At 73.4% G+C, this 22,121-nt stretch carries 20 protein-coding genes; 9 read left to right on the forward strand and 11 right to left on the reverse strand.

Features of this window, described 5'->3' with window-relative positions:
* The first annotated feature begins 1 nt into the window (after window position 1).
* The gene (locus ASE15_RS10715; protein ID WP_056763311.1) at window positions 2–382 is read left to right on the forward strand and encodes a multidrug efflux SMR transporter; all 381 of its coding nucleotides are present in this window, start codon (window positions 2–4) and stop codon (window positions 380–382) included.
* A gap of 94 nt (window positions 383–476) precedes the next feature.
* Here ASE15_RS10715 and ASE15_RS10720 read toward each other — a convergent pair whose 3' ends face one another.
* Both ASE15_RS10720 and ASE15_RS10725 read right to left on the reverse strand, forming a co-directional pair.
* The gene (locus tag ASE15_RS10720; protein WP_235534359.1) at window positions 477–1,019 is read right to left on the reverse strand and encodes an NUDIX domain-containing protein; all 543 of its coding nucleotides are present in this window, start codon (window positions 1,017–1,019) and stop codon (window positions 477–479) included.
* 180 nt (window positions 1,020–1,199) lie between these two features.
* The gene (locus tag ASE15_RS10725) at window positions 1,200–2,501 is read right to left on the reverse strand and encodes a benzoate/H(+) symporter BenE family transporter (protein WP_235534361.1); all 1,302 of its coding nucleotides are present in this window, start codon (window positions 2,499–2,501) and stop codon (window positions 1,200–1,202) included.
* Window positions 2,502–2,661: 160 nt separating this feature from the next.
* Between ASE15_RS10725 and ASE15_RS10730 the strand changes: the two genes are divergently transcribed.
* Window positions 2,662–4,098, forward strand: a complete 1,437-nt coding sequence (locus tag ASE15_RS10730) for an MFS transporter (RefSeq protein ID WP_369800587.1) — start codon at window positions 2,662–2,664, stop codon at window positions 4,096–4,098.
* A 91-nt stretch (window positions 4,099–4,189) separates the two neighbouring features.
* Here the strand turns inward: ASE15_RS10730 and ASE15_RS10735 are convergent, their stop codons facing one another.
* From ASE15_RS10735 to ASE15_RS10765, 7 genes are all read right to left on the reverse strand, one after another.
* On the reverse strand, window positions 4,190–6,022 hold the full coding sequence (locus tag ASE15_RS10735; protein ID WP_369800588.1) for a biotin carboxylase N-terminal domain-containing protein: 1,833 nt from the start codon (window positions 6,020–6,022) through the stop codon (window positions 4,190–4,192).
* A gap of 241 nt (window positions 6,023–6,263) precedes the next feature.
* Complete coding sequence (locus ASE15_RS10740; protein ID WP_056650388.1) at window positions 6,264–6,971, reverse strand: nucleoside triphosphate pyrophosphatase; 708 nt, start codon at window positions 6,969–6,971, stop codon at window positions 6,264–6,266.
* Window positions 6,968–8,722: a DUF885 domain-containing protein gene (locus ASE15_RS10745; protein ID WP_157277204.1), complete on the reverse strand. Its 1,755-nt coding sequence runs from the start codon at window positions 8,720–8,722 to the stop codon at window positions 6,968–6,970. The genes ASE15_RS10740 and ASE15_RS10745 overlap by 4 nt, the downstream gene beginning before the upstream one ends.
* Before the next feature lie 10 nt (window positions 8,723–8,732).
* Window positions 8,733–9,407 carry a hypothetical protein gene (locus ASE15_RS10750; protein ID WP_056763314.1) on the reverse strand — a complete coding sequence of 225 codons (675 nt, stop codon included), beginning with the start codon at window positions 9,405–9,407 and terminating at the stop codon, window positions 8,733–8,735.
* Window positions 9,404–9,670: an acyl-CoA carboxylase epsilon subunit gene (locus tag ASE15_RS10755; RefSeq protein ID WP_056650394.1), complete on the reverse strand. Its 267-nt coding sequence runs from the start codon at window positions 9,668–9,670 to the stop codon at window positions 9,404–9,406. The genes ASE15_RS10750 and ASE15_RS10755 overlap by 4 nt, the downstream gene beginning before the upstream one ends.
* Window positions 9,667–10,332, reverse strand: coding sequence for a hypothetical protein (locus ASE15_RS10760; RefSeq protein WP_235534363.1), 666 nt, complete (start codon window positions 10,330–10,332; stop codon window positions 9,667–9,669). The genes ASE15_RS10755 and ASE15_RS10760 overlap by 4 nt, the downstream gene beginning before the upstream one ends.
* Window positions 10,329–11,948 carry an acyl-CoA carboxylase subunit beta gene (locus ASE15_RS10765; protein ID WP_056763316.1) on the reverse strand — a complete coding sequence of 540 codons (1,620 nt, stop codon included), beginning with the start codon at window positions 11,946–11,948 and terminating at the stop codon, window positions 10,329–10,331. The genes ASE15_RS10760 and ASE15_RS10765 overlap by 4 nt, the downstream gene beginning before the upstream one ends.
* A 180-nt stretch (window positions 11,949–12,128) precedes the next feature.
* On the opposite strand from ASE15_RS10765, the gene ASE15_RS10770 reads away from it, so the two are divergent.
* Together ASE15_RS10770 and ASE15_RS10775 are read left to right on the forward strand one after the other, a co-directional pair.
* Entirely contained in the window at window positions 12,129–13,097 is a 969-nt protein-coding gene (locus ASE15_RS10770; RefSeq protein ID WP_082618384.1) for a biotin--[acetyl-CoA-carboxylase] ligase, read from the forward strand.
* A gap of 41 nt (window positions 13,098–13,138) precedes the next feature.
* The gene (locus ASE15_RS10775; protein WP_056763318.1) at window positions 13,139–14,242 is read left to right on the forward strand and encodes an adenylate/guanylate cyclase domain-containing protein; all 1,104 of its coding nucleotides are present in this window, start codon (window positions 13,139–13,141) and stop codon (window positions 14,240–14,242) included.
* A gap of 84 nt (window positions 14,243–14,326) precedes the next feature.
* Here ASE15_RS10775 and ASE15_RS10780 read toward each other — a convergent pair whose 3' ends face one another.
* Complete coding sequence (locus tag ASE15_RS10780) at window positions 14,327–15,070, reverse strand: SOS response-associated peptidase (RefSeq protein WP_056763320.1); 744 nt, start codon at window positions 15,068–15,070, stop codon at window positions 14,327–14,329.
* Between the two features lie 128 nt (window positions 15,071–15,198).
* On the opposite strand from ASE15_RS10780, the gene ASE15_RS10785 reads away from it, so the two are divergent.
* The 4 genes from ASE15_RS10785 (at window position 15,199) to ASE15_RS10800 (ending at window position 19,203) form a co-directional block, all read left to right on the forward strand.
* On the forward strand, window positions 15,199–15,576 hold the full coding sequence (locus ASE15_RS10785; protein ID WP_056763322.1) for a PadR family transcriptional regulator: 378 nt from the start codon (window positions 15,199–15,201) through the stop codon (window positions 15,574–15,576).
* On the forward strand, window positions 15,576–16,403 hold the full coding sequence (locus ASE15_RS10790) for a hypothetical protein (protein WP_056763324.1): 828 nt from the start codon (window positions 15,576–15,578) through the stop codon (window positions 16,401–16,403). The genes ASE15_RS10785 and ASE15_RS10790 overlap by 1 nt, the downstream gene beginning before the upstream one ends.
* Before the next feature lie 124 nt (window positions 16,404–16,527).
* Window positions 16,528–17,820 (forward strand): multidrug effflux MFS transporter, encoded by a 1,293-nt coding sequence (locus ASE15_RS10795; protein ID WP_082618385.1) that lies wholly within the window; start codon window positions 16,528–16,530, stop codon window positions 17,818–17,820.
* Window positions 17,821–17,922: 102 nt separating this feature from the next.
* Entirely contained in the window at window positions 17,923–19,203 is a 1,281-nt protein-coding gene (locus ASE15_RS10800; RefSeq protein ID WP_056650410.1) for an LCP family protein, read from the forward strand.
* Between the two features lie 61 nt (window positions 19,204–19,264).
* Here the strand turns inward: ASE15_RS10800 and ASE15_RS10805 are convergent, their stop codons facing one another.
* Window positions 19,265–20,560: a pyridoxal phosphate-dependent aminotransferase gene (locus ASE15_RS10805; protein ID WP_056763765.1), complete on the reverse strand. Its 1,296-nt coding sequence runs from the start codon at window positions 20,558–20,560 to the stop codon at window positions 19,265–19,267.
* Between the two features lie 316 nt (window positions 20,561–20,876).
* On the opposite strand from ASE15_RS10805, the gene ASE15_RS10810 reads away from it, so the two are divergent.
* A complete protein-coding gene (locus ASE15_RS10810; protein WP_056763326.1) occupies window positions 20,877–22,121 on the forward strand; it encodes a CpaF family protein in 1,245 nt (414 codons plus the stop codon).

Genomic DNA, 22,121 nt, shown 5'->3' on the forward strand with positions numbered 1-22,121 from the left:
CATGCCGTGGATCGTCCTGCTCGTCAGCGCCGTCTTCGAGGCCGTCTGGGCCACGGCCCTGGGCCAGTCCGACGGCTTCTCGAACCTCGTCCCGTCGATCGTCTTCTTCGTCGCGCTCGCCGTCAGCATGGGCGGGCTCGGCTGGGCCGTCAAGCACATCCCGATCGGCACCGCCTACGCGGTGTGGGTCGGCATCGGTGCGGCGCTGACCGTGTCCTACGCGATCCTGACGGGCGACGAGTCCGCCTCCGTCGGCAAGGTCGTCTTCATCGCGGGCATCATCGCCGCGGTCGTGGGCCTCAAGCTCGTCCCGCACGGACCCGCGAAGGAGCCCGCGCCCACCGAGGTCGAGAGCGCCCCGGACGACCGGCCGGAGCACTAGCGCCACGCGGCGACGGCCCGTGGTCGCCCCTCGACGTACGAGGGGCGACCACGGGCCGTTCGCGCACCAGGGCCTCGCGTGGCGGCCGACGTCGTCAGGCGACCTCGGCGAAGCGCCCCACGAGCTCGGGCCACGCGTCCCGGAACGCGTCCAGCAGGGGGAGCGAGGTGACGTCCTCGACCGCGACCCACGCGATCTCGAGGCTCTCGGCGTCGGTCGCTCGCGCCTCGAGGTGCGCACCCGGCACGACCTCCGCGAGCACCGTCGTGTATCGCCACGGCCCGTGGTCCAGGACCCGGTCGCCGACGATCGTCACGAGTGCGGGGTCCACGCCGGCCTCCTCGTGCGCCTCGCGCAGCGCGCCCTGCTCGGGCGTCTCGTCGGGGTGGATCGCACCACCGGGCACGCCCCACGTGCCGCCCTGGTCGCTCCAGGTCGCCCGGTGCTGCAGCAGGACGTGGCCCACGCGCCCGTCCTCGCCCCGGCGCGCGACGAGCAGGCCCGCGGCTCCCGCGAGCCCCCAGTGCCGCCTGCCGCACGTGCACTCGACCCAGCCGTCCCCGGGCTGGAGGTGTCGTGGGGCGCGGGGAGCGTCGGTCGTGGGGCTCGGAGGCGAGGGCTCGGTCGGGATCGTCACGGTCCCACCCTGCCATCCGGCGGGCCCGCCGGGACAGCGCCCGGCCGCGGTGACCACGTCGTGGACAGCCAGCCCCGCAGGGGGACCTGCGAAGAGAACGGAGGCTCCGCCGTCGGGCAGGAGGAAGGACCGGTCCGACGGCGCCACGCGGCCCGGGCGCGCACCGCGCCCGCGCGGCCCTCACGCCGCGCGGCGACGCCTGCCGACCGTGAGGACCCCGTAGGTGACGAGCCCGACGACGACTCCCCAGAACGCCGACCCGACGTGGGCGACCACGATCCCCGAGGTCGTGACGACGAGCGTCAGCACGGCCGCCTCGAGTGCCGCAGGAGAAGGGCTCGCGCCGGGCGTCGAGGCCGCGGGGGCGAAGGTCCCCGCGAGGGCACCCGTGAGCGCGCCGACGAGCGCGACGCCCGCGACGGTCGTGACCAGGGCCGTCGGCACGGCGTGGAACAGGCCCACCAGGCTCCCCGCGAACGTCCCCACGACCAGGTACCCCACGCCGCACGCGACCCCCGCGACGTAGCGGCGCGTGCGGTCCTCGTGGGCCTCCGGGCCCGTGCAGATGCCCGCGGTGATCGCGGCCAGGTTGATGCCGTGCGCGCCGAACGGTGCGAGGAAGGCCCAGGCCGCCGCGGTCCCGCCCACCAGCAGCCGGCTGTTCGGGCGGTATCCGCTCGCGCGCAGCATCTCCAGGCCTGGGCCGTTCTGGGCGCTCAGCGTCACGAGCAGGAGAGGGACGGAGATCCCGACGACCGCGCCCAGGTCGAGCGTCGGGGTGGTCCACTCGGGGACGGCCAGGGCGAGCGCGGTCGTCGGGCGCGAGACGTCGCCCGCGACGAGCGCCGCCACGACCCCGGCGAGCAGCGCCGCCAGGACGGCGTAGCGCGGCGCGAGGCGACGCACCACGACGAACGCGACCGCGACGCTCGCCCCGATCGCGGGCGAGCCGACCGCGCTCACGACCGCCCCCAGGACGAACGGGAGCAGGACCCCCGCGAGCAGCGCCGAGAGGATCTGGGGCGGGACGGCCGCCAGGAGCCGTCCGAACACCCCGCTCGCGCCGAGCGCGAGCGCTGCCACGGCTGCGACGAGGTAGGCGCCCACGACGTCGGAGAACGCGAAGTCGCCCAGCGTGCCGAGCAGCAGGGCGGCGCCGGGCGTCGACCACGCCGTGATGACGGGCTGACGCGTCAGCAGGCTCAGGACCACGCCCGTCAGTCCGCTGCCGATCGAGACGGCCCACAGCCAGGAGGTCGTCTGGGCCGTCGTGAGCCCGCCGTCGTGCGCGGCCTGCAGGATGATGAGCGACGGTCCGGCGAACGAGACCATGACCGCGACCAGGCCCGCGACCACGGCCGAGACCGACGATGCGCGCACCAGACCGGGGGACGGCACCGGTCCCGTGAGCAGGTCGACGGTCCGGGCAGGGGCGGCGCGGGGGCTCCCGACGGGGAGCGGTGCGGGCGGTTCGGACGTCACGGGCCCACCCTGCCACCACGTCGGTGCCGCGAGCGGGAACCGGGCGGGGAGACGGCCGTGCGCCCTCCCGGGGTGCCCCGGCCCGGGCGACTCGTCTGGGGACGGGACGACAGGCCCGAATTCGGTGGACGCACGGTCCTGCGCCCCGCACCATGGACGGGTGAGTCATCCCGAGCCGAACATCGTGTCCGACCCGACCGCAGAGGATGCCTCGACAGGCGCCGACGCCAGTCCCTCCCACCCTTCTGAGCCCGCCGATCCTGCGACTGCTCCCTACGGTCCCGCGGGCCAGCCCGAGCCCGCAGACCAGGCTGACCCCGCCAGCCCGTCCGGGGCGCCCCCGACCGACGACGAGGCCGACAAGCCGCGCTGGCGTCGCGACGCCACGATCTTCCTGGGCGGGCAGACCGTCTCGCTGTTCGGGTCGATGCTCGTGCAGTACGCGATCATGTGGCACCTGACGCTCGAGACCAAGTCCGGGTCGGTCCTGGCGCTCGCGACCGTCTTCGGGTTCCTGCCCCAGGCGGTCGTGTCGATCTTCGGCGGGGTCTGGGCGGACCGGCTCAACCGCAAGTTCCTGATCATCGCGGCCGACGCCTCGATCGCGGTCACGACCCTCGCGCTCGCGCTGCTCATGCTCTCGGGCAGCGACGACCTGTGGTTCATCTACGCCGCGCTCGCGATCCGCTCGGTAGGTGCCGGGATCCAGATGCCCGCGGTGTCCTCGCTCCTCCCGCAGCTCGTCCCGGTGAGCAAGCTCATGCGGGTCAACGGCATCAACGGGTCGATCCAGTCGGCCATGACGCTGCTCGCCCCCGCGGTCGCGGCGGGCGTCTACGCGAGCGCCTCGATCGTCGCGATCTTCTTCGTCGACGTCGTCACGGCCGTGATCGGGATCGGCCTCCTGGCGCTGATCCCGGTGACCAAGGTGCTGCGCGCCGACCTGGCGGCGGGCGAGAAGGTCGGGTACTTCGACGACCTCGTGGGCGGCCTGCGCTACCTGCGTGGCCACACCTTCGTGCGCTGGGTCCTGGGCCTCTACGCGATCGTGTTCCTGCTGATCGTGGCCCCGTCCTACCTCACGCCGCTCATGGTCGTGCGGACGTTCGGCGAGGAGGTCTGGAAGCTCACGGCCAACGAGCTCGCGTTCTCGTTCGGCGCGATCGTCGGCGGCGTGCTGCTCGCCACCTGGGGCGGGCTCAAGAACCGGGTCGCGATGATCGTCGGCGCGACGTTCGTGTTCGGGGTGCTCTCGGTCGGCCTGGGCCTGTCGACGAACATGTGGGTCTTCTTCACGTTCATGTTCCTCCTCGGCGTCGCCGTGCCCGCTTTCGCCACGACCTCGATGACGGTCCTGCAGGAGACGGTCGAACCCGACCGGCAGGGGCGTGTCTTCGGGTTCGTCGGCATCGTGATGGCGCTCGCGATGCCGCTCGGCATGCTGATCTTCGGCCCGCTCGCGGACCGGTACTCGGTCGAGTCGCTCCTGATCGTGTCGGGCGCGCTCATGTTCGTCGTGATCGCGGTCGCGACCCTGGTTCCCTCGGGGCGCCGGGCCATGCGTGCGGCGGACGCGCACACCTCGACCACGGTCTGACCGTCAGACGCCGGAGACGCCGACGGGGTCCGGCCGGCACGCTCCACCGAGCGTGCCGGCCGGACCCCGTCGGCGTCTCGCTGGAAGAACCTCAGGCAGACGCCTCGGTCACGTCCGTGATCTCGCAGATCGAGGTGCCCGAGCTGACGCTCGCGCCGACACCCGCCGTCAGGCCCGTGACGCGCCCCGCACGGTGCGCGACCAGAGGCTGCTCCATCTTCATGGCCTCGAGGACCACGATGAGGTCGCCCTCGGCGACGACGGCACCCTCGGCCACGGCGACCTTGACGATCGTGCCCTGCATGGGCGAGGCCAGCGTGGTGCCGTTGCTCGAGCCCGCCTTGGCGGTCGAACGACGGGCGGGGCGGCGAGCCGCGTTGGCCGAGCGGGCGCGGCCCGCCGCCATGCCGAGGCCCGCGGGGAGCACGACCTCGAGGCGCTTGCCGCCGACCTCGACGACCACGCGCTCGGTCGCGGGGGCCTCGTCCTCCTCGGTGGGCGACTGGGCGGGCGTGGCCGGCGCGAGCTTGGTCAGCTCGTCGGCGAACGTGGTCTCGATCCAGCGCGTGTGCACGCGGAACGCCGAGCCGTCGGTCGGGACGAAGTCCTCGGAGTCGAGCACCGCGCGGTGGAACGGGACGACCGTCGGGATGCCCTCGACGACCATCTCGCGCAGCGCGCGCCGCGCCCGCTGGACGGCCTCGAGGCGCGTCGCACCGGTCACGATGACCTTGGCGATCATCGAGTCGAACGCGCCGGAGATGACGTCGCCCTCGCTGACGCCGCTGTCGACGCGTACGCCCGGGCCGCTGGGGAAGTGCAGTCGCGTGATGCGGCCGGGGGCCGGCAGGAAGTTCGCGGCCGGGTCCTCGCCGTTGATGCGGAACTCGAGCGAGTGCCCCCGGGTGGTGACCTGGGTGTAGCCGAGCGGCTCGCCCGCCGCGATGCGCAGCTGCTCGCGCACCAGGTCGATGCCCGTGACCTCCTCGGAGACCGGGTGCTCGACCTGCAGGCGCGTGTTGACCTCGAGGAACGAGATGGTGCCGTCGGCACCCACGAGGAACTCGCAGGTCCCGGCGCCGACGTACCCGGCCTCGCGCAGGATCGCCTCGGACGCCTTGTAGAGCTCGGCCTGCTGCTCGTCGGTCAGGAACGGTGCGGGGGCCTCCTCGACGAGCTTCTGGTGGCGGCGCTGGAGCGAGCAGTCGCGCGTCGAGACGACCACGACCGTGCCGTGCTCGTCGGCCAGGCACTGGGTCTCGACGTGGCGCGGGGTGTCCAGGTAGCGCTCGACGAAGCACTCGCCGCGACCGAACGCGGCCGTGGCCTCGCGGACCGCGGAGTCGAACAGCTCGTCGATCTCGTCGACCGTGCGGGCGACCTTGAGCCCGCGCCCGCCGCCGCCGAAGGCCGCCTTGATCGCGATGGGCAGGCCGTGCTCGGCGGCGAACGCGTGGACCTCGGTCGCGTCGGCGACGGGGTCCGGGGTGCCCGGGACCAGGGGAGCGCCGGCGCGGTGCGCGATGTGCCGGGCGCTCACCTTGTCGCCGAGCGCGTCGATCGCGGCGGGGGGCGGGCCGATCCAGACGAGGCCCGCGTCGATCACGGCCTGGGCGAACCCGGCGTTCTCGGCGAGGAAGCCGTAGCCCGGGTGCACAGCGTCGGCGCCCGCGCGGCGTGCGACGTCGAGCAGCTTGGCGACGTCGAGGTAGGTGTCGGCGGCGCGTGCGCCGTCGAGCGCGTACGCCTCGTCGGCGAGGCGGACGTGCAGGGCCTCGCGGTCGGAGTCCGCGTAGACGGCGACCGACGCGATCGAGGCGTCGGCGCAGGCGCGGGCGATACGGACCGCGATCTCCCCGCGGTTGGCGATGAGAACCTTCGACAGTCGTCTGGGCAGGCTGGTCGCGGGGTTCGTTGAGTTCACGGGCACGGCTCACGGTAACGCGTCGGGCGCCCTCGGTTCACGCTCCGACCACCGGTACCGGACAAGATTGGAGATCAGGCCAAGGCGCACCGGGGTCGTTTGTAGGAACCCTCCATGGTCGGCGGGACGAACCGCCCCGGGGTCGGCCTGGGTTGTGCGGCCTCGACAAGCGACGGCCCGCCCGCTCCGCCGCGCCGCGCCCGAGGGCGTGGCGCGGGGGAGCGGGCGGGCCGTCAGGGGCTCACGCCCAGAGGTCGGTCCAGGCCACGTCGATCTCGCCGAGCAGCTCGCGCACGAGCGGCAGGCTGATGCCGACCACGCCGTGGTGGTCGCCCTCGATGCTCTCGACGAACGCCCCGCCCAGCCCGTCGACCGTGAACGCGCCGGCGACCGCGAGGGGCTCGCCCGTCGCGACGTAGGCGGCGATCTCGGCGTCGGTCACGTCGGCGAAGTGGATCGTGGTCGAGCTGGTCGCGCCCAGCGTCGCCCCGCTGCCGCCGTCCTGCGGGTCGCGCAGGTCGACGAGCCAGTGCCCGGTGTGCAGCACGCCGGACCGGCCGCGCATCGCGCGCCACCGGGCGGTCGCCTCGTCGGCGTCCTTCGGCTTGCCGTACACCTCGCCCGCGAGCTCGAGCATCGAGTCGCAGCCGACCACGATCGGTGCGCTCTCCTCGGGCCCGACGGCGTCGCTCGCCTCGTCCCGCTCGCGCACCTCGCGCGTGATCACCTGGGCGACCTCCTCGGCCTTCGCCTGGGCGAGGACGAGCACCGCGTCGGCGGGGTCGAGCGCACCGAACCGTGCGGTCGCGGCGTCGAGGACCGCGTCCTCGTCGAGCCCCGAGACCCGGACCTCGGGCGTGACGCCCGCCGAGCGCAGGGTCGCGAGCCTGGCCGGGGACTGCGAGGCCAGGAGCAGGCGGGGTGCAGGGGGGCTGGTGGGCTCGTTCACCGCAGGGCCCCACGCAGCACGTCGAGGCCGACCGAGCCGAGGTTCAGCGCGCGCTCGTGGAACGCCTTGACGTCGAACTCCTCGCCGCGGGCCTCCGCCGCCGCACGGGCCGCGTCGCGCGTCTGCTCCCACAGGCGCTGGCCGACCTTGTAGGACGGGGCCTGCCCCGGCCACCCGAGGTAGCGGTTGAGCTCGAAGCGCACGAACGACTCGTCCATGTTGACGTTGGCCTTGAGGAACTCCCAGGCCTTGTCCGCGTCCCAGCGCGGGTCCTCGGAGTCGCCGCGCCACTCCTCGGGGGCGTCGAGCCCCAGGTGCACGCCGATGTCGAGCACGACGCGCGCGGCGCGCATGCGCTGGCCGTCGAGCATCCCGAGCCGGTCGCCCGGGTCGTCGAGGTAGCCCAGGTCGGCCATGAGACGCTCGGCGTACAGGGCCCAGCCCTCGCCGTGGCCCGAGACCCAGCACGCGAGGCGGCGCCAGGAGTTGAGCGTGTCGCGCGCCGCGACGGCCTGGCCGCACTGCAGGTGGTGGCCCGGGACGCCCTCGTGGTAGACGGTCGTCTTCTCGCGCCACGTGTTGAACTCGGTGACGCCCGGGGGCGCGGACCACCACATGCGCCCGGGGCGCGAGAAGTCGTCGCTCGGGGGCGTGTAGTAGATCCCGCCGGTCTGGGTCGGGGCGATCATGCACTCGAGGTCCAGGACCGGGGTGGGGATGTCGAAGTGCACGCCGTCGAGCGCCTGGATCGCGGCGTCGGACGTCTCCTGCATCCACGCGCGCAGCGCGTCGGTGCCGTCGAGCTTGCGGCTCGGGTCCGCGTCGAGGATCGCGACGGCCTCCTCGACCGTGGCGCCGGGCCCGGCGATCTGGGCGGCGACGGCCTCCTGCTCGGCGATGACGCGCGCGAGCTCCTCGAGACCCCACCGGTAGGTCTCCTCGAGGTCGACCTCGGCGCCGAGGAAGTTGCGCGACGCGAGGGCATAGCGCTCGCGCCCCACACCGTCGGCCGTGGGGGCCTGGGGCGCGAGCTCGTCCTCGAGGAAGGCGGCGAGCCTGCCGTAGGCGGCCACGGCGTCGGCGGCGCCGATCTCGAGCTCCTTGCGCACCAGGGAGCACGCGGCGGACTCGTCGAGGACCGCTGCGGCCTCGTCGCCACGGACGAACGTGACGAAGAACGACGTCTCGGGGTCCGCGAGCTCGCGGGCCTGCTTGACGCCCTCGCGGACCTGGCGGATCGCCGCGACGTTGCCGCGCGCGGCGCCGGCCCTGAGCGAGGCGATGTACCCGTCCATGGCGCCCGGGAGGGCGGCGAGCCGGGCCGCGACGTTCTCCCAGGCCACGACCGTGCCCGTGGGCATCATGTCGAAGATGTCGCGCAGCTCCTGCAGCGGGGACGCGATGTTGTTGAGCAGCGAGAGGTCCTCGCCGGCCTCGTGGAGCTCGAGCGAGAGACCGATGCGCTCGCGCATCGCGGCGAGCGTGACGCGGTCGACGTCGTCGACGGGCTCGGCGTCCGCGAGCTCGGCCAGTACGGCCCGGTCCGCGGCCGCGAGGGCCTCGTACCCGGCGGGCGACAGGTCGGTCATGCGGTGGTCGTAGCCCGTGAGGCCCATGGCCGTGGCGGCGAGCGGGTTCAGGTCGGCGACCGTCAGCACGTACGCGTCGGCGATCGCGTCGATCGCCGAGGGCGTGCGGGGGGTCCGGGCGGTGGGGGTGCCGGGCTCGGCCGGCGAGGTGGGTGAGGTCACCCGGTAGAGGTTACTGCGTGGTACCCGTGTCGTCCGGATCGTCGACGCCGGTCCGCTCCGGGTGCATCGCCGCGAGCAGGTCGTCGGCCCAGGCGCGCTGGTAGCGCACGAGGACGACGCGTGGGCGTCCTTCCGTGCCCCGGGGGTACCAGACCGCGACGGGGTCGCCCGAGCGGGGGCCGTCCGTCCCGGCGGGGACGGGCACCGTGAACGGTGCCCGGACGGGGACGTGGTCGACCGAGAAGGTGAGCCGACCGCTCACGTGCGCGGCGCCGTCGGGCAGCTCGCGTGCGGATCCGGAGGGAACCCCGGTCGTGACGTCGACGAGCACCGAGCCCGTGGTGCGCTCGGCCGCCGTCAGCAGGGCGTCGCGTGCGCGGGTCTCGCGCTGCGCGTCGCGGTCGTCGAGGTAGCGCGCGAGCGCGAGGACCGCCACGAGCAGGAGCAGGACGGTCAGGACGCCCAGCACGGCGGCCGGCAGGGGCCAGCCCTGCGACGGGGCGAGCTGCTGGTAGGCGACGAGCGCGACCGTCGGGACGGTCGGGACGATCCACGCCCACCGGCGCCAGCCGGTGCGGGCCGGGAGCGGGGGCAGGGCGGGCCCGCTGCCGTCGGCCGTGAGTGGGCGTTCGACGGCCCCGGGGCCGTCCGCGAGCTCGACCAGGACGGTCGTGGACTGGCTCATGACTGCAGGCTCCACCGCCAGGAGTCGGCGTTGTGCCGACCCGAGCGGCCGCCGAAGCTCTTGGCCGTCGCGCCCGCCCCGGTCCCGCGCAGACCGCGCGCACGGTTGGTCCACTCGGACAGTGGCGCCTCGTCGTCGGGCACGTGCGCGGCCGCCGCGGCTGCGGCGAGGCCGGCGACGAGCGCCGCGACCTCGAGGTCGTCGGGAGCGCCGCGCACCACGCGCAGCGAGCGTCCCGACGACGCCTCGGGGGTCCCGCTCACAGGTTGCCGTCCGTCGGGTCGTCCGCCGCGTCCCCGTACCCCTCGAAGTCGGCGGCCTCGCCGCGCGACGCGGCCCACTCGGGGATGTCGAAGCCGGCCTCGGCGAGGGCCGCGACGACCTGCTCGCCCGCGTTGTCGAGGAAGTCGATGACCGAGTCGAGCGAGGAGTCGGGCGTCGAGCCCGGCCCCACGACGAAGCCCAGGTAGAAGGGCTCGGCGACCTCCGGGGCCGGGGGCGCGTCCGCGTCGGCGCCCGCGCCGAGCTCCTCGTCCGAGGCCCACACGAGCGACGTGAGGTCCGGGTGCATGCCGAGCGAACCGTGCAGCGCGTCGTAGACCTGGGCGTTGAGCGTGCTGATGCGCGCCTCGAGGGCCAGGACGCGCGGGTCCTCGTCGGCCTCGGACGCGCCGAACTCGGAGCGCACGCCGACCGCGGTGCCGATGTAGTCGTGCAGCGCCGCCGCCAGGGCGTCGACCGCGGCGTGCAGCGGTGCCTCGTCGACCGGGCCGAGCGGCTCGGCGCCGTGCGACACGCTGTCATGACCGTTGTCCGGGTGGTCGTGGCCCTCGTGGCCCTCGTGGCTGTCGCTCGTGTGCTCGTCGGGCATGTCGTCCTCGCGGTTCGTCTCGTGGTTCGCGTCGTCGTGCGGTGCTGAGGTCACAGCGGGATGTTCCCGTGCTTCTTGGGGGGCAGGCTCGCACGCTTGGTGCGCAGCGCGCGCAGCGCGCGCACGACCTGCACGCGGGTCTCCGACGGACGGATCACCGCGTCGACGTAGCCGCGCTCGGCCGCGTCCCAGGGGTTCACGATGGCCTCCTCGTACTCCCCGACCAGGCGGGCCCGCTCGGCGTCGACGTCCAGCCCCGCGTCCGCCGCGGCCTTGAGGGTGCCGCGCTGGAGGATGTTGACCGCGCCGCCCGCGCCCATGACGGCGATCTGGGCCGTGGGCCACGCGAGATTGACGTCCGCGCCGAGCTGCTTGGAGCTCATGACGATGTACGCGCCACCGTACGCCTTGCGCGTGATGAGCGTGACGAGCGGGACCGTGGCCTCGGCGTACGCGTAGATGAGCTTGGCGCCGCGACGGATGATTCCCTGGTGCTCCTGGTCGACGCCCGGCAGGAAGCCCGGGACGTCCACGAGGGTCAGGACGGGGATGTTGAACGCGTCGCACGTGCGCACGAACCGCGCGGCCTTCTCGGCCGCGTCGATGTCGAGCGTCCCGGCCATCGCGAGGGGCTGGTTGGCCACGACGCCGACCGACTGGCCCTCGACGTGCCCGAACCCGATCAGCACGTTCTTCGCGAACAGCGGCTGGACCTCGAGGAAGTCGCCGCCGTCCAGGACGTGCTCGATCACGGTGCGCATGTCGTACGGCTGCGAGTCCGAGTCGGGCACCAGGGTGTCGAGCTCGAGGTCCTCGTCCGTGACCTCGAGCTCGGTGTCCTCGGGCGGGAAGCCGGGGGCGTCCGAGAGGTTGTTCTGCGGCAGGTAGCCGATGAGGTGGCGCACGTAGTCGATCGCGTCGTCCTCGTCGGTGCCCATGTAGTGCGCGACGCCCGAGCGCTCGTTGTGGGTGCGCGCCCCGCCGAGCTCCTCGAAGCCCACGTCCTCGCCCGTGACCGCACGGATCACGTCGGGGCCCGTGATGAACATGTTCGACGTCTGGTCGGCCATGACGATGAAGTCGGTCAGGGCCGGGGAGTACACGGCCCCGCCCGCGCTCGGGCCGAGGATGAGCGAGATCTGCGGGATGACGCCCGAGGCCGCGACGTTGCGGCGGAAGATCTCCGCGAACTGCGTCAGGGCCGCGACGCCCTCCTGGATGCGTGCGCCGCCGCCGTCGGAGATCCCGATGAGCGGTACGCCCGTGCGTAGCGCCAGGTCCTGGACCTTGGTGATCTTCTGGCCGTGCACCTCGCCGAGGCTCCCGCCGAAGACCGTGAAGTCCTGGGAGTAGATGCACACCTGACGGCCGTCGACCGTCCCGTGCCCCACGACCACGCCGTCGCCCGCGAGCCGCTTCTTCTCGAGCCCGAAGTTGGTCGAGCGGTGCTTGGCGAACGCGTCGAGCTCGACGAAGCTGCCCTCGTCGAGCAGGGCCTCGATGCGCTCGCGGGCCGTCTTCTTGTTCCGGGCGTGCTGCTTGGCGCGAGCCGTCTCCTCGGGCGCGACGGACGCCTCGGCGCGCCGACGGTCGAGGTCGGCGAGCTTCGCTGCGGTGCCGATGAGCTGACCGGTGGGGGCCGGGGTGGTGCCGGCGACAGGTTCGTTCACGCAGACGAGCCTAGTTGGTGGGTGGGACCAAGCGGGTGCGGGGGATCGCACCGGCGTCCGCGTCGGCGTTGGAGGGTTCCCACAAACCGTTGCGAGGCGGTGCCCGTCGTCGTGCGGGATGCCGGTTCGTCGTGCGGGTGGTGCTGCCGTCCCCCGGGCGCGTCCGTGCATGATGGGGGCATGACGACTGCCGACCGCCCCGCGCTGCGCCCCGACTTCCTGCGGGACCTGCTCGTGGTCCCGCACGGCCCGCTCGAGCGCCTCGAGGTCGTCGAGGAGTCCGTCTCGACCAACACCGAGCTGGCCGCGGCCGTGGCTGCGGACCCGCGGGCCTGGCCTGCGCCCGCGCTGCTCGTGGCCGAGCACCAGGTCGGTGGGCGGGGACGTGCGGGGCGCACCTGGGAGACGCCCGCGCGGACCGCGCTGACGGGCTCGCTCCTGGTCCGGCCCGACGTGCCGCGCGAGAGCCTGAGCTGGCTGCCGCTGCTCGCGGGCCTCGCGACGGTCCGGTGCCTGCGCGCGACCGCGGGCGTCGAGGCCGTGGTCAAGTGGCCCAACGACGTGCTCGTCCCGGGGCCGGGCGCCGCTGCCGGTGGCGAGGAGGCGGAGGAGATCGAGGGGTGGGGGACGTACCGCAAGGTCGCGGGCATCCTGTGCGAGCTCCTGCCCGACGGCGGAGCGATCGTGGGCGTCGGGCTCAACGTCCTGCAGGGCGAGGGCGAGCTCCCGGTCGCCTCGGCCACGTCGCTCGCCCTGGCGGGGGCGGCCACGACCGACCGCGAGGTCCTGCTCACCGCGCTCGAGGAGTCGTTCGCGCTGACGCTCGGTCGGTGGCAGGACGCGGGCGGGGACGCCGAGGCCGCGGGCCTCGTCGCGGAGTGCGTCGAGGTCAGCGGGACGCTGGGTGCGCACGTGCGCATCGACCTCACGGGCGGGGGACAGGTCACGGGCGAGGCCTACGGGTTCGGCCCCGACGGTTCGTTGCTCGTCCGGGGCGACGACGGGACGGCCCGTTCGCTGCACAGCGGCGACGTGCACCACCTGCGCGTGGGCTCGGGATCCGCGGCCGGCTCGGGGACCTCCTCGGTGACCGGCGGGACGGCCTCCTCGGGGCCTGTCGGCGGCCCCGTCGGTGCTCCCGCCGGGTGAGCGGGCCGAGGCGCACGGCCGCGCTGAACTAGGATCTGTCTGTGACGCACGACATCCCTGAGGCAGCCGAAGAGACCACCGAGACGACGAAGGCAGCCGAGGAGAGTCGAGCGGACGGTCCTGGTGTCCCCGAGCGGGCGACGGTCGAGGCAGACGTCGACGCGGCCCTCCTGGGTGGGCCCCGTGCCCTCACGGTCGAGGGGCTCGCGGAGCGGGCCGGGCTCACGGAGAAGCAGGTGCGCTCGTACTGGCAGGCGCTCGGGCTCCCGATCACCGAGGAGCAGGAGCAGATGTTCACCGAGGACGACGCGGTCGCCCTCGAGCAGATCTACTCGGTCGCCGAGCGCGAGCAGTTCGACGACCGGTCGCTGACGACCCTCATCCGGTCGATGGGCCACACGACCGAACGGCTCGTGCTCTGGCAGGTCGAGGCGCTCGTCGAGCACATGACCAAGCGGTTCGACCTCGACGACACGAGCGCCCGGCTGCTCGTGCTCGACCGCCTCCCGGACCTCGCGCCCGTGCTGGAGACCCAGCTGAGCCACGCCTGGCGACGACAGCTCGCGGCCGTCGCCGCGCGCTTCACGGTCGAGTTCTCCGACGCGCGCGCGGGCGACGTCACGGACTCCCAGGCGCTGCCGCTCCCGCGGGCCGTCGGGTTCGCCGACATCGTGTCGTTCACCAAGCGGACGGCGGGTCTGGGGTCGAGCGAGCTCGCCGAGTTCGTCCAGCTCTTCGAGACCCGGGCGCGCGACGTCATCACCGCCGCGGGCGGTCGGGTCGTCAAGACCATCGGCGACGCGGTCCTGTACGTCGCCGACGACGTCGCGACGGGTGCCAAGGTCGCGCTCGGTCTCGCCGAGGAGGCCGAGCGGGCCGGCGAGGGGGTCGAGGTCCCGCCCGTCCGGGTCAGCCTCGTCTGGGGCAGGGTGCTCTCGCGCTTCGGTGACGTGTTCGGCCCGTCGGTCAACCTCGCGTCGCGGCTCACCGAGATCGCCGAGCCGGCGACCGTGCTGATCGACCGCGAGACGGCCGCGCTCCTGTCGCGGGACTCGCGGTTCGCGCTGACGGCCCAGCCCGAGCGCGAGGTCCATGGCCTCGGGGTGATCGAGCCCGTGCGTCTCCAGTGGGCGTACAAGGGCTGACCGCCCTTCGGTCAGGGCGGTGCGGACCGGTGACCGGTCCGCGCCGTAGTGCACGCCAGTCGTCGCCGGAACGGCGACCGCGTCTCAGACCGCGAGGACCAGCTCGGGCCCGTTGTTGGCGACGCTGTTGACCAGCGGTGCGACCTCCTGCGCCGTCATGCGTACCTCGGGGGCGACGAGCAGACCGGCCGCCTCGTCCTTGCCGACCGCAGGATCGAGCCACGCGTCCCACAGGTCAGGGGCGAGCGTCAGCGGCATGCGGTCGTGGATCGACGCGAGCGCCGGCGCGGCGGCGGTCGTCACGACGGTCGTCGACACGAGCCAGCGGTCCGGGTCGTCGTCGGCCTTGGTGCGGTCGCGCCAGAACTCGTAGAGCCCCGCGAACGCGGCGACCGCGGACCCCTCGGGGTGGATGAAGAAGGGCTGCTTGGAGACCTTGGGCTTGCGGGCGGTCGATCCCGGAGCCGGGGGAGTCTCGATGCGGCGCCACTCGTAGTACCCGTCGGCGGGCACCAGGCAGCGGCGGGCCGCGAACGGCTTGGCGAACGCGGGCTTGTCCAGCAGCGACTCCGCGCGGGCGTTGATCATCCGGGCTCCGACGCCCGGGTCCTTGGCCCAGCTCGGCACGAGTCCCCACCGGGCCACCCGCAGGGAGCGGCGGACCTCGCCCGTGTCCCTGGCCGCGCGCTCGACCACGATCCGCACGGGGTCGGTCGGGGCGACGTTCCAGGAGGGCGGCAGGAGGCGCGCGTCGTCGGCGAGGTCGGCGATCGCGAACTCGTCGGCCAGGTCCTGGGCGTCCCGGAAGGAGGCATAGCGTCCGCACATGTCTCCCAGGATGCCTCGCGCCACCCACGCTGCGCCCGGCCGCCGCGTCGGAGGCGGGGTGCGCGGCGCCGTCGGGCATGGTGCCCAACTAGATTGACAGCCTGACTAGTTCGCGACACTATCTAGTCATGTCCGAGAACACCTGGCCCAGCGAGTGGCTGCGCGGCGTCCTCGACGTCTGCGTGCTGCGCATCCTCGCCGGCGGCCCCACCTACGGGTACGCGATCGCGGCGCGCCTCGCCGACGCCGGGCTCGGCGCGATCAAGGGCGGCACGCTCTACCCGCTGCTGGGGCGCCTCGAGGCCGGCGGGCTCGTGACCGTCGAGTGGCGGGCGGGCGACGGCGGACCCGGTCGCAAGTACTACGACCTGACCCCGGCGGGCCGCGCCGAGCTCGCACAGCGCGCCGCGCTGTGGGACGCGTTCGTGCAGACCACCCATGGCCTTGTCGTCGGACCGGACCGCACCGAGCCCGCCGACCGACCATCACAGACCGAGGAGACCTGATGTCCCGCACCCCTCAGACATCCCCCCTGCGCGAGAGGCGCAGAGCCGCGCGCTACGAGATCGAGCGAAGCCTGGCCCCTCACGTCGAGGAGGAGTGGGCCGAGGGCTTCGTGATCGAGCTGCGCCTGCTCGACGTGCCCGGGGACGTGCTCGGGGCAGCTCTCGCAGAGGTCGAGTCCCACTGCGCCGAGAGCGGCGAGAAGGCGTCCGAGGTGTTCGGGGACCCGGTGGCCTACGCGCGCAGCCTCGACCTGCCCGTGCAGCCCGCAGGGCGGTGGGACATGGTGACGGTCCTGGGGCCCGTGGGGAGTCAGGTCCTCGGGATGCTGGTGCTCGGGTGGGGAGGTGGCGCCGCCGTCGACGCGTGGCGCACGGGTGCGGCGGGCGCGACCGTCGGCCTCACGGTCGGGATGCTGCTCATGGTCGTGGCGCTCGGCGTCGTGCTCCTGCTCTTCGCGCGACACAGCTCGACGGTGCTGCGGCACATCCTCGACCGGCCGGTGGTCTCCTGGCTCGTCCTCACGCTGCTGACGGGATCGCTCGGGGTCTGTGCCGTCCTGCTGGACAGCGAGGTCCTCGTCCTCCCGGCGGTGCCGGTCGCGACCGCGGGGGCGCTGGTCCTCGTCGCGGGCACGGTCTGGAGCGTCGTCCAGGTCCGCCGGGGTGCCCTCGACGACCCCGTCGTCTCGCCGCTGCCGGTCGCGGGAGAGGGGGCTGGGGAAGCGGCCGACCGAGGTGCACGGGTCGTCTCGTCCCTGATCACCTGGACCGTCCCGCTCCTCGCGCTCGCCCCCCTCGGTGCGGCCTGGCTCTTCGCGGGACCCTAGGCGTCCACTACCCGCTGGGGCGTCCGGCCGGGACGCCGCGCTCGCCCCGAGCCACGGAGCCGCGAGGGCTACCGCCTCGTGGCGGTGGCTCGGGGCAATCATCGAATCGTTATGATTGGCTCCCATGAGCACCCCACCGGCAGGACCTGCCTCCGCCCCGACGGCGCCGCCCCTCGACGCCGTCCGCAGCACCGTCGGCACCCCGGCCCGCAGGTCCGGCCGCTCCACGGTCAAGTGGGTCCTCCTCCTCGGCGCCCTCGCGACGCTCCCGGCCTTCACGGTCGACATGTACCTGCCGCTCCTGCCCGACGTCGCCACCGACCTGGACGCGAGCCCCGCGCTCGCGCAGCTCACCCTGGCCGGGATGCTCGTCGGCGGCGCCGTGGGACAGCTGGTGATCGGACCGCTCTCCGACCGGTACGGACGCCGTGCGCCCGTGATCATCGGACTCGCGCTGCACGTCGTCACCTCGATCCTGTGTGCGGTCGTGCCCGGGATCGGGTGGCTCATCACGCTGCGCGTGCTCCAGGGCTTCTTCAACGCCTCGGCCCAGGTCGTCTCGATCGCCGTGATCCGCGACCGGTTCACCGGGTCGGACGCGGCCCGCATCCTGTCGCGCCTCATGCTCGTGATCGGGCTCGCGCCCCTCCTCGCGCCCACGTTCGGCTCGCTGATCGCCTCGCACGGGACGTGGCGCTGGGTCTTCTGGGTCCTCGCGGTGCTCGGCGTGATCCTGGCCCTGATCGTGCTGCGCTTCATGCCCGAGACGCTCGAGACCGAGCGGCGCCAGACCGGCGGGATCGGCAGCGTCTTCCGTGGGTACGGGACCCTGCTGCGCGACCGCCACTTCCTGGCCCTGGCCGTGCTGCCCGGGCTCGGCATGGCCGTCCTCATGAGCTACGTCGTCGGCTCCCCGTTCGTGCTGCAGGAAGGCTACGGCCTGACGCACGGGCAGTTCGCGGCGCTCTTCGCGGTGAACGGGATCGGGCTCGTGATCTCCGCCCAGGTCAACGCCTCGCTGGTGCGCCGGGTCGCGCCCATCCGGATCCTGCGCACGGCCCTCGTCCTGCAGTCGGTGTTCGCCGTAGGTCTGCTCGTCGTGGCGCTCACCGGGGCGGGCGGGCTGATCGGTCTCCTCGCGGCGCTCTGGCTCACGCTCGCGCTCCAGGGGCTCATCCCGGCCAACGCGTCGGCGCTCGCGCTCACGCGCCACGGCGAGAGGGCCGGCACCGCAGCGGCGGTCATCGGGGCGTTCCAGGCCGGTGTCGCAGGCCTCGTGAGCCCCCTCGTGGGCGTCCTCGGGGGCGACGAGGTGGCCATGAGCGCGGTCATGCTCGGCGCCGTGCTGGCGTCCCTGCTGGTGCTCGGTCTGGCCACCCCGGCCTTCCGCAAGGGCGGCTGGCACCTGCCGACCTGACGGGTCGTGGGACTGCCGCGCGCCCCCACGCCGACGGGACACTTCACACTTCCTTTGCACGACACGAAGGCCGCACCCTTCTGGTGCCTCTAGGCTCTTCCCATGCCCAGCCCGAAGACCGCCTCGAAGAGCGGCCCTCATCACGCGCGCTCCCTGCGCTCGCACAAGGCCCTTCGCATCGTCGGAATGGTCGCCACGGGGAGCCTGGTCTTCGCCGGGACGGCCGCGGCCGCGATGTACGTCGACTTCCAGAACGCGGTGGACGTGAGCGACGTCTCGGACCTCGTCGAGGGCGCGTCACCGGAGCCTCCTCGGGACCCGGACGACCCGTTCGCGGGCAAGGCGCTCAACATCCTCGTGATGGGCACGGACTACCGCGACGCGGAGAACGCTGCGATCGCGGGCGAGGAAGAGGGTATGCGGTCGGACACCACGTTCGTGGTGCACGTCTCGGGTGACCGCACGCGCATGGAGGTCGTCTCCATCCCGCGCGACTCGCTGGTCGACATCCCGTCGTGCAACCTGTCGGACGGCTCGACGTCGAAGCCGCGCAAGGACACGATGTTCAACGAGGCGTTCCAGATCGGGGCCGGGCAGGACGACGACATGGTGGGCGCTGCCGCCTGCACCATCACGACCGTGCAGTCGCTCACCGGGCTGACGATCACCGACCACGTCGTGCTGAAGATGAACGGCGTCGTGGGCGTCGTCAACGCGATCGGCGGGGTCACCATGTGCTTCCCCGAACCCATGAAGGAGAACCCGCGGTACGGGACGCTCGACCTGCCGGCAGGTCAGACCACCTTGAACGGCGACCAGGCGATCAGCTACCTGAGGGCGCGCCACGGGACGGGCATGGGCCTCGAGATGGGGAGCGACCTCTCCCGGATCCCGCGCCAGCAGGCGTTCATCGACTCGATGCTCCGCGAGGTCCTGTCCAAGAACCTCATCACCAACGCGCCCGAGCTCTACGGCATGATCAAGGCTGTCCTGTCCTCCGTGAGCGCGAGCCCCAGCCTCGCGGGCCTCGACTCGCTCGCCGGCCTGGCGTTCTCGCTCAAGGACATCGACACGAACGAGATCGTCTTCAGCGAGCTGCCCGTCATCGATGCGCCCACCGACAAGAACCGTGTCGTGTGGACCAAGGACGCCCAGGCGATCTGGGACCGCATGGCCGCCGACGAACCGCCGCCCGGGCACGAGACCCCCGCCCCCACCGACGTGGCGCCGGACACCGGCGCGGTCCAGGGCACGGACCCCGCGGCCGGCACGGACCCGGAAGCGGGGACCGATCCGGGAACGGACCCCGGTGCCGGCGCGGGAGAGGTCGCTCCTCCGGTCGCCCCCCCGGTGGTCGAGGAGCGGCTGCCCGGCGTCTGCTGACGCCTCGCCCCCGGCGAGCCGGGTGCTCGGCGAGCAGAGGCGGGAACCGTCCGGCCCGCGCCTACCGGCCTTCGCGCAGTGCGCCGAGGCGCCCGACCGCGTCACGGAGCACGTCCTCGCGCTTGACGAACGTGAAGCGGACCCGCGAGGCCAGGGCGCGGGCAGTCGTCGGGCCGTGCGCCTGGTCACCCGGCGCTCCGGGCGCGCGGCAGAACGCGCTCACGGGCACGCCCACGACGCCTGCGAGGCCCGGGAGACGGCGGCACAGCTCGATGCCGTCGTCGAAACCCAACGGGGCGCCGTCCGCGACCACGAAGTACGTCCCGCGAGGGACGACGACCTCGAACCCGGCCGCCACGAGACCCTCGCACAGCAGGTCCCGCCGGTCGCGCAAGGACGCCGCGAGCGCGCGCGGGGCCTCGTCGTCGGCGAGCGCCTGGGCGATCGCGGGCTGGAACGGTGACCCCGACGTGTACGTCAGGAACTGCTTGACCGTCCGCACGGCCTCGACGAGGTGTGCCGGCCCGTGCAGCCAGCCGATCTTCCAGCCCGTGAACGAGAAGGTCTTGCCCGCCGAGGAGATGGTGATCGTGCGCTCGGCCATGCCCGGCAGGGTCGCGACGGGCACGTGCACGGCGTCGTCGTACACGAGGTGCTCGTAGACCTCGTCGGTCACGACGATCGCGTCCACGGAGCGGGCCGCGTCCGCGACCACCTGCAGCTCGGCGCGCGTGAGGACCGTCCCGGTCGGGTTGTGCGGCGTGTTGACGAGGACCAGCCGGGTCCGCGGCCCGACGGCGGCACGCACCTGGGCGGGGTCGAGGCGGAAGCCGTCCGGGGTCGGGTGGAGCGGCACGGTCACGTGCGTGGCTCCCGCGAGCGCGATGACGGCCGCGTGGGAGTCGTAGAAGGGCTCCAGGGTCACGACCTCGTCGCTCGGGCCCGCGAGGGCCAGGACGGTGGCCGCGAGCGCCTCGGTGGCCCCCGTGGTGATCAGGACCTCGGTGTCCGGGTCCAGGTCCAGGCCGTAGTGGCGTCGCTGGTGGTCCGCGACGGCCCGGCGCAGCTCGGGGACTCCCGTGCCCGGCGGGTACTGGTTGTACCCGTCCTCGATCGCGCGGATCGCGGCCTGCTTGATGGCGTGCGGGCCGTCGACGTCCGGGAAGCCCTGGCCCAGGTTGATCGCGCCCGTGCGCGCCGCGAGGTTCGTCATCTCGGCGAAGATCGTGGACGCGACGCTGCCGTCAGCGCGCAGGAGCCCGGTGGCTGCCGCGGCCGCGCGCCAGCGGCCCGGGACGTGGGGCGAGGACTGGGTGCGCTGCGGGGGCCTCGGGTCTGCGGGGTGGGGCGTCGACATGACCACGACCCTAAGCCTGGCGGCGTCGGTGTGTGCCGAGGGCGCCGCCGGGCGGGGTGGTCGCCACCAGGTCGAACATGGCTGGACGCCCGAACGGGCGCGACCGGGTCCCGGAACGAACGTGACGGTGACCACATTCCGGACAGTCCGCGGCGACCCGGGGCGCGGAAATCCGCCGATCCTGACCCGTCGTCCACAGGGCGCGTGCGCGCCCGGGGCGATGTGCCCTAGTGTCGGCGCTCAGCCGCTCCGCGACGCCGGGGCCGCTGGCTGCGCGGGGGGCGTGCAGGGGGACGCAAGGGGGCGTGACGACGACGTGAGCACCAGCGGTGTGACGATCCTCGAGACCGAGGTGCGCGAGCTGATCCGTCGGCGGGGAGTGGACCCGGTGCGCGACAAGGACGGGATCGACCGCCTCGTCGCGGACGCCCTGGCCGACTACGACTCCCGGACCGCTCTCGGGGTCGTCCCACCGCTCGCCGACGCGCAGGGCGCGATGCGTGCGGTCCTCGACGCGGTCGCGGGGCTCGGTCCGCTCCAGAAGTACCTCGACGACCCGGAGGTCGAGGAGATATGGATCAACTCGCCCGCCAAGGTGTTCGTCGCCCGGGGCGGGAGCGCCGAGCTCACCTCGACCATCCTGACCTCGACGCAGGTCCGCGACCTCGTCGAGCAGATGCTCAAGTCCTCCGGTCGGCGCCTCGACCTCTCGAGCCCGTTCGTCGACGCCGCGCTGCCCGGCGGTGAGAGGCTCCACGTGGTGATCCCGGACGTGACCCGCGAGCACTTCGCGGTGAACGTCCGCAAGCACGTCGTGCGGGCCTCGCACCTGGACCACCTGGTGCGGCTGGGTTCCCTGACCCCGCACGCGGCGGCGTTCCTGCACGCCTCGGTCCGGGCCGGTCTCAACGTCCTCGTCGCCGGGGCGACCCAGGCGGGCAAGACGACCATGCTCAACGCTCTCGCCGGATCGATCCCGTCGCAGGACCGGGTCGTCACGTGCGAGGAGGTGTTCGAGCTGAGGTTCGCGGTGCGAGACATCGTCTCGATGCAGTGCCGCCAGCCCAGCCTCGAGGGGACCGGCGAGATCCCGCTGCGGCGGCTCGTCAAGGAGGCGCTGCGCATGCGCCCGGACCGTATCGTGATCGGGGAGGTGCGCGAGGCCGAGAGCTTCGACCTGCTGATCGCTCTGAACGCGGGTGTTCCCGGGATGTGCACGATCCACGCGAACTCGGCCAGGGAAGCGATCTCCAAGATGTGCACCCTGCCGCTCCTGGCCGGGGAGAACGTGTCGGACCGCTTCGTCGTCCCGACGGTCGCGAGCGCCGTGGACGTGGTCGTGCACCTCGGCGTGACGGCGGACGGACGGCGCGAGGTCCGCGAGATCGTCGGGGTGACGGGACGCGTCGAGCAGGGGGTCGTCGAGGTCTCTGACCTGTTCCACCGGTCCGGCGGCCGACTGGTCCGCGGTGACGGGTTCCCGCCGGCCGAGGACCGCTTCGCGCGGGTGGGTGTCGACCTGGCGGCTCTGATGTCGCCTCGACCCGGGGGGCAGGGCTGA

It is taken from the genome of Oerskovia sp. Root22 (genome assembly GCF_001429135.1).
Taxonomy (GTDB): domain Bacteria; phylum Actinomycetota; class Actinomycetes; order Actinomycetales; family Cellulomonadaceae; genus Oerskovia; species Oerskovia enterophila.

Bases quoted from the DNA above. Each gene is read 5' to 3' on its own strand.
- ASE15_RS10715 (WP_056763311.1), top strand. From the start codon at position 2: ATGCCGTGGATCGTCCTGCTCGTCAGCGCCGTCTTCGAGGCCGTCTGG.
- ASE15_RS10750 (WP_056763314.1), bottom strand. From the start codon at position 9,407: ATGAGCCAGTCCACGACCGTCCTGGTCGAGCTCGCGGACGGCCCCGGG.
- ASE15_RS10770 (WP_082618384.1), top strand. From the start codon at position 12,129: ATGACGACTGCCGACCGCCCCGCGCTGCGCCCCGACTTCCTGCGGGAC.
- ASE15_RS10780 (WP_056763320.1), bottom strand. From the start codon at position 15,070: ATGTGCGGACGCTATGCCTCCTTCCGGGACGCCCAGGACCTGGCCGAC.
- ASE15_RS10785 (WP_056763322.1), top strand. From the start codon at position 15,199: ATGTCCGAGAACACCTGGCCCAGCGAGTGGCTGCGCGGCGTCCTCGAC.
- ASE15_RS10790 (WP_056763324.1), top strand. From the start codon at position 15,576: ATGTCCCGCACCCCTCAGACATCCCCCCTGCGCGAGAGGCGCAGAGCC.
- ASE15_RS10795 (WP_082618385.1), top strand. From the start codon at position 16,528: ATGAGCACCCCACCGGCAGGACCTGCCTCCGCCCCGACGGCGCCGCCC.
- ASE15_RS10800 (WP_056650410.1), top strand. From the start codon at position 17,923: ATGCCCAGCCCGAAGACCGCCTCGAAGAGCGGCCCTCATCACGCGCGC.
- ASE15_RS10805 (WP_056763765.1), bottom strand. From the start codon at position 20,560: ATGTCGACGCCCCACCCCGCAGACCCGAGGCCCCCGCAGCGCACCCAG.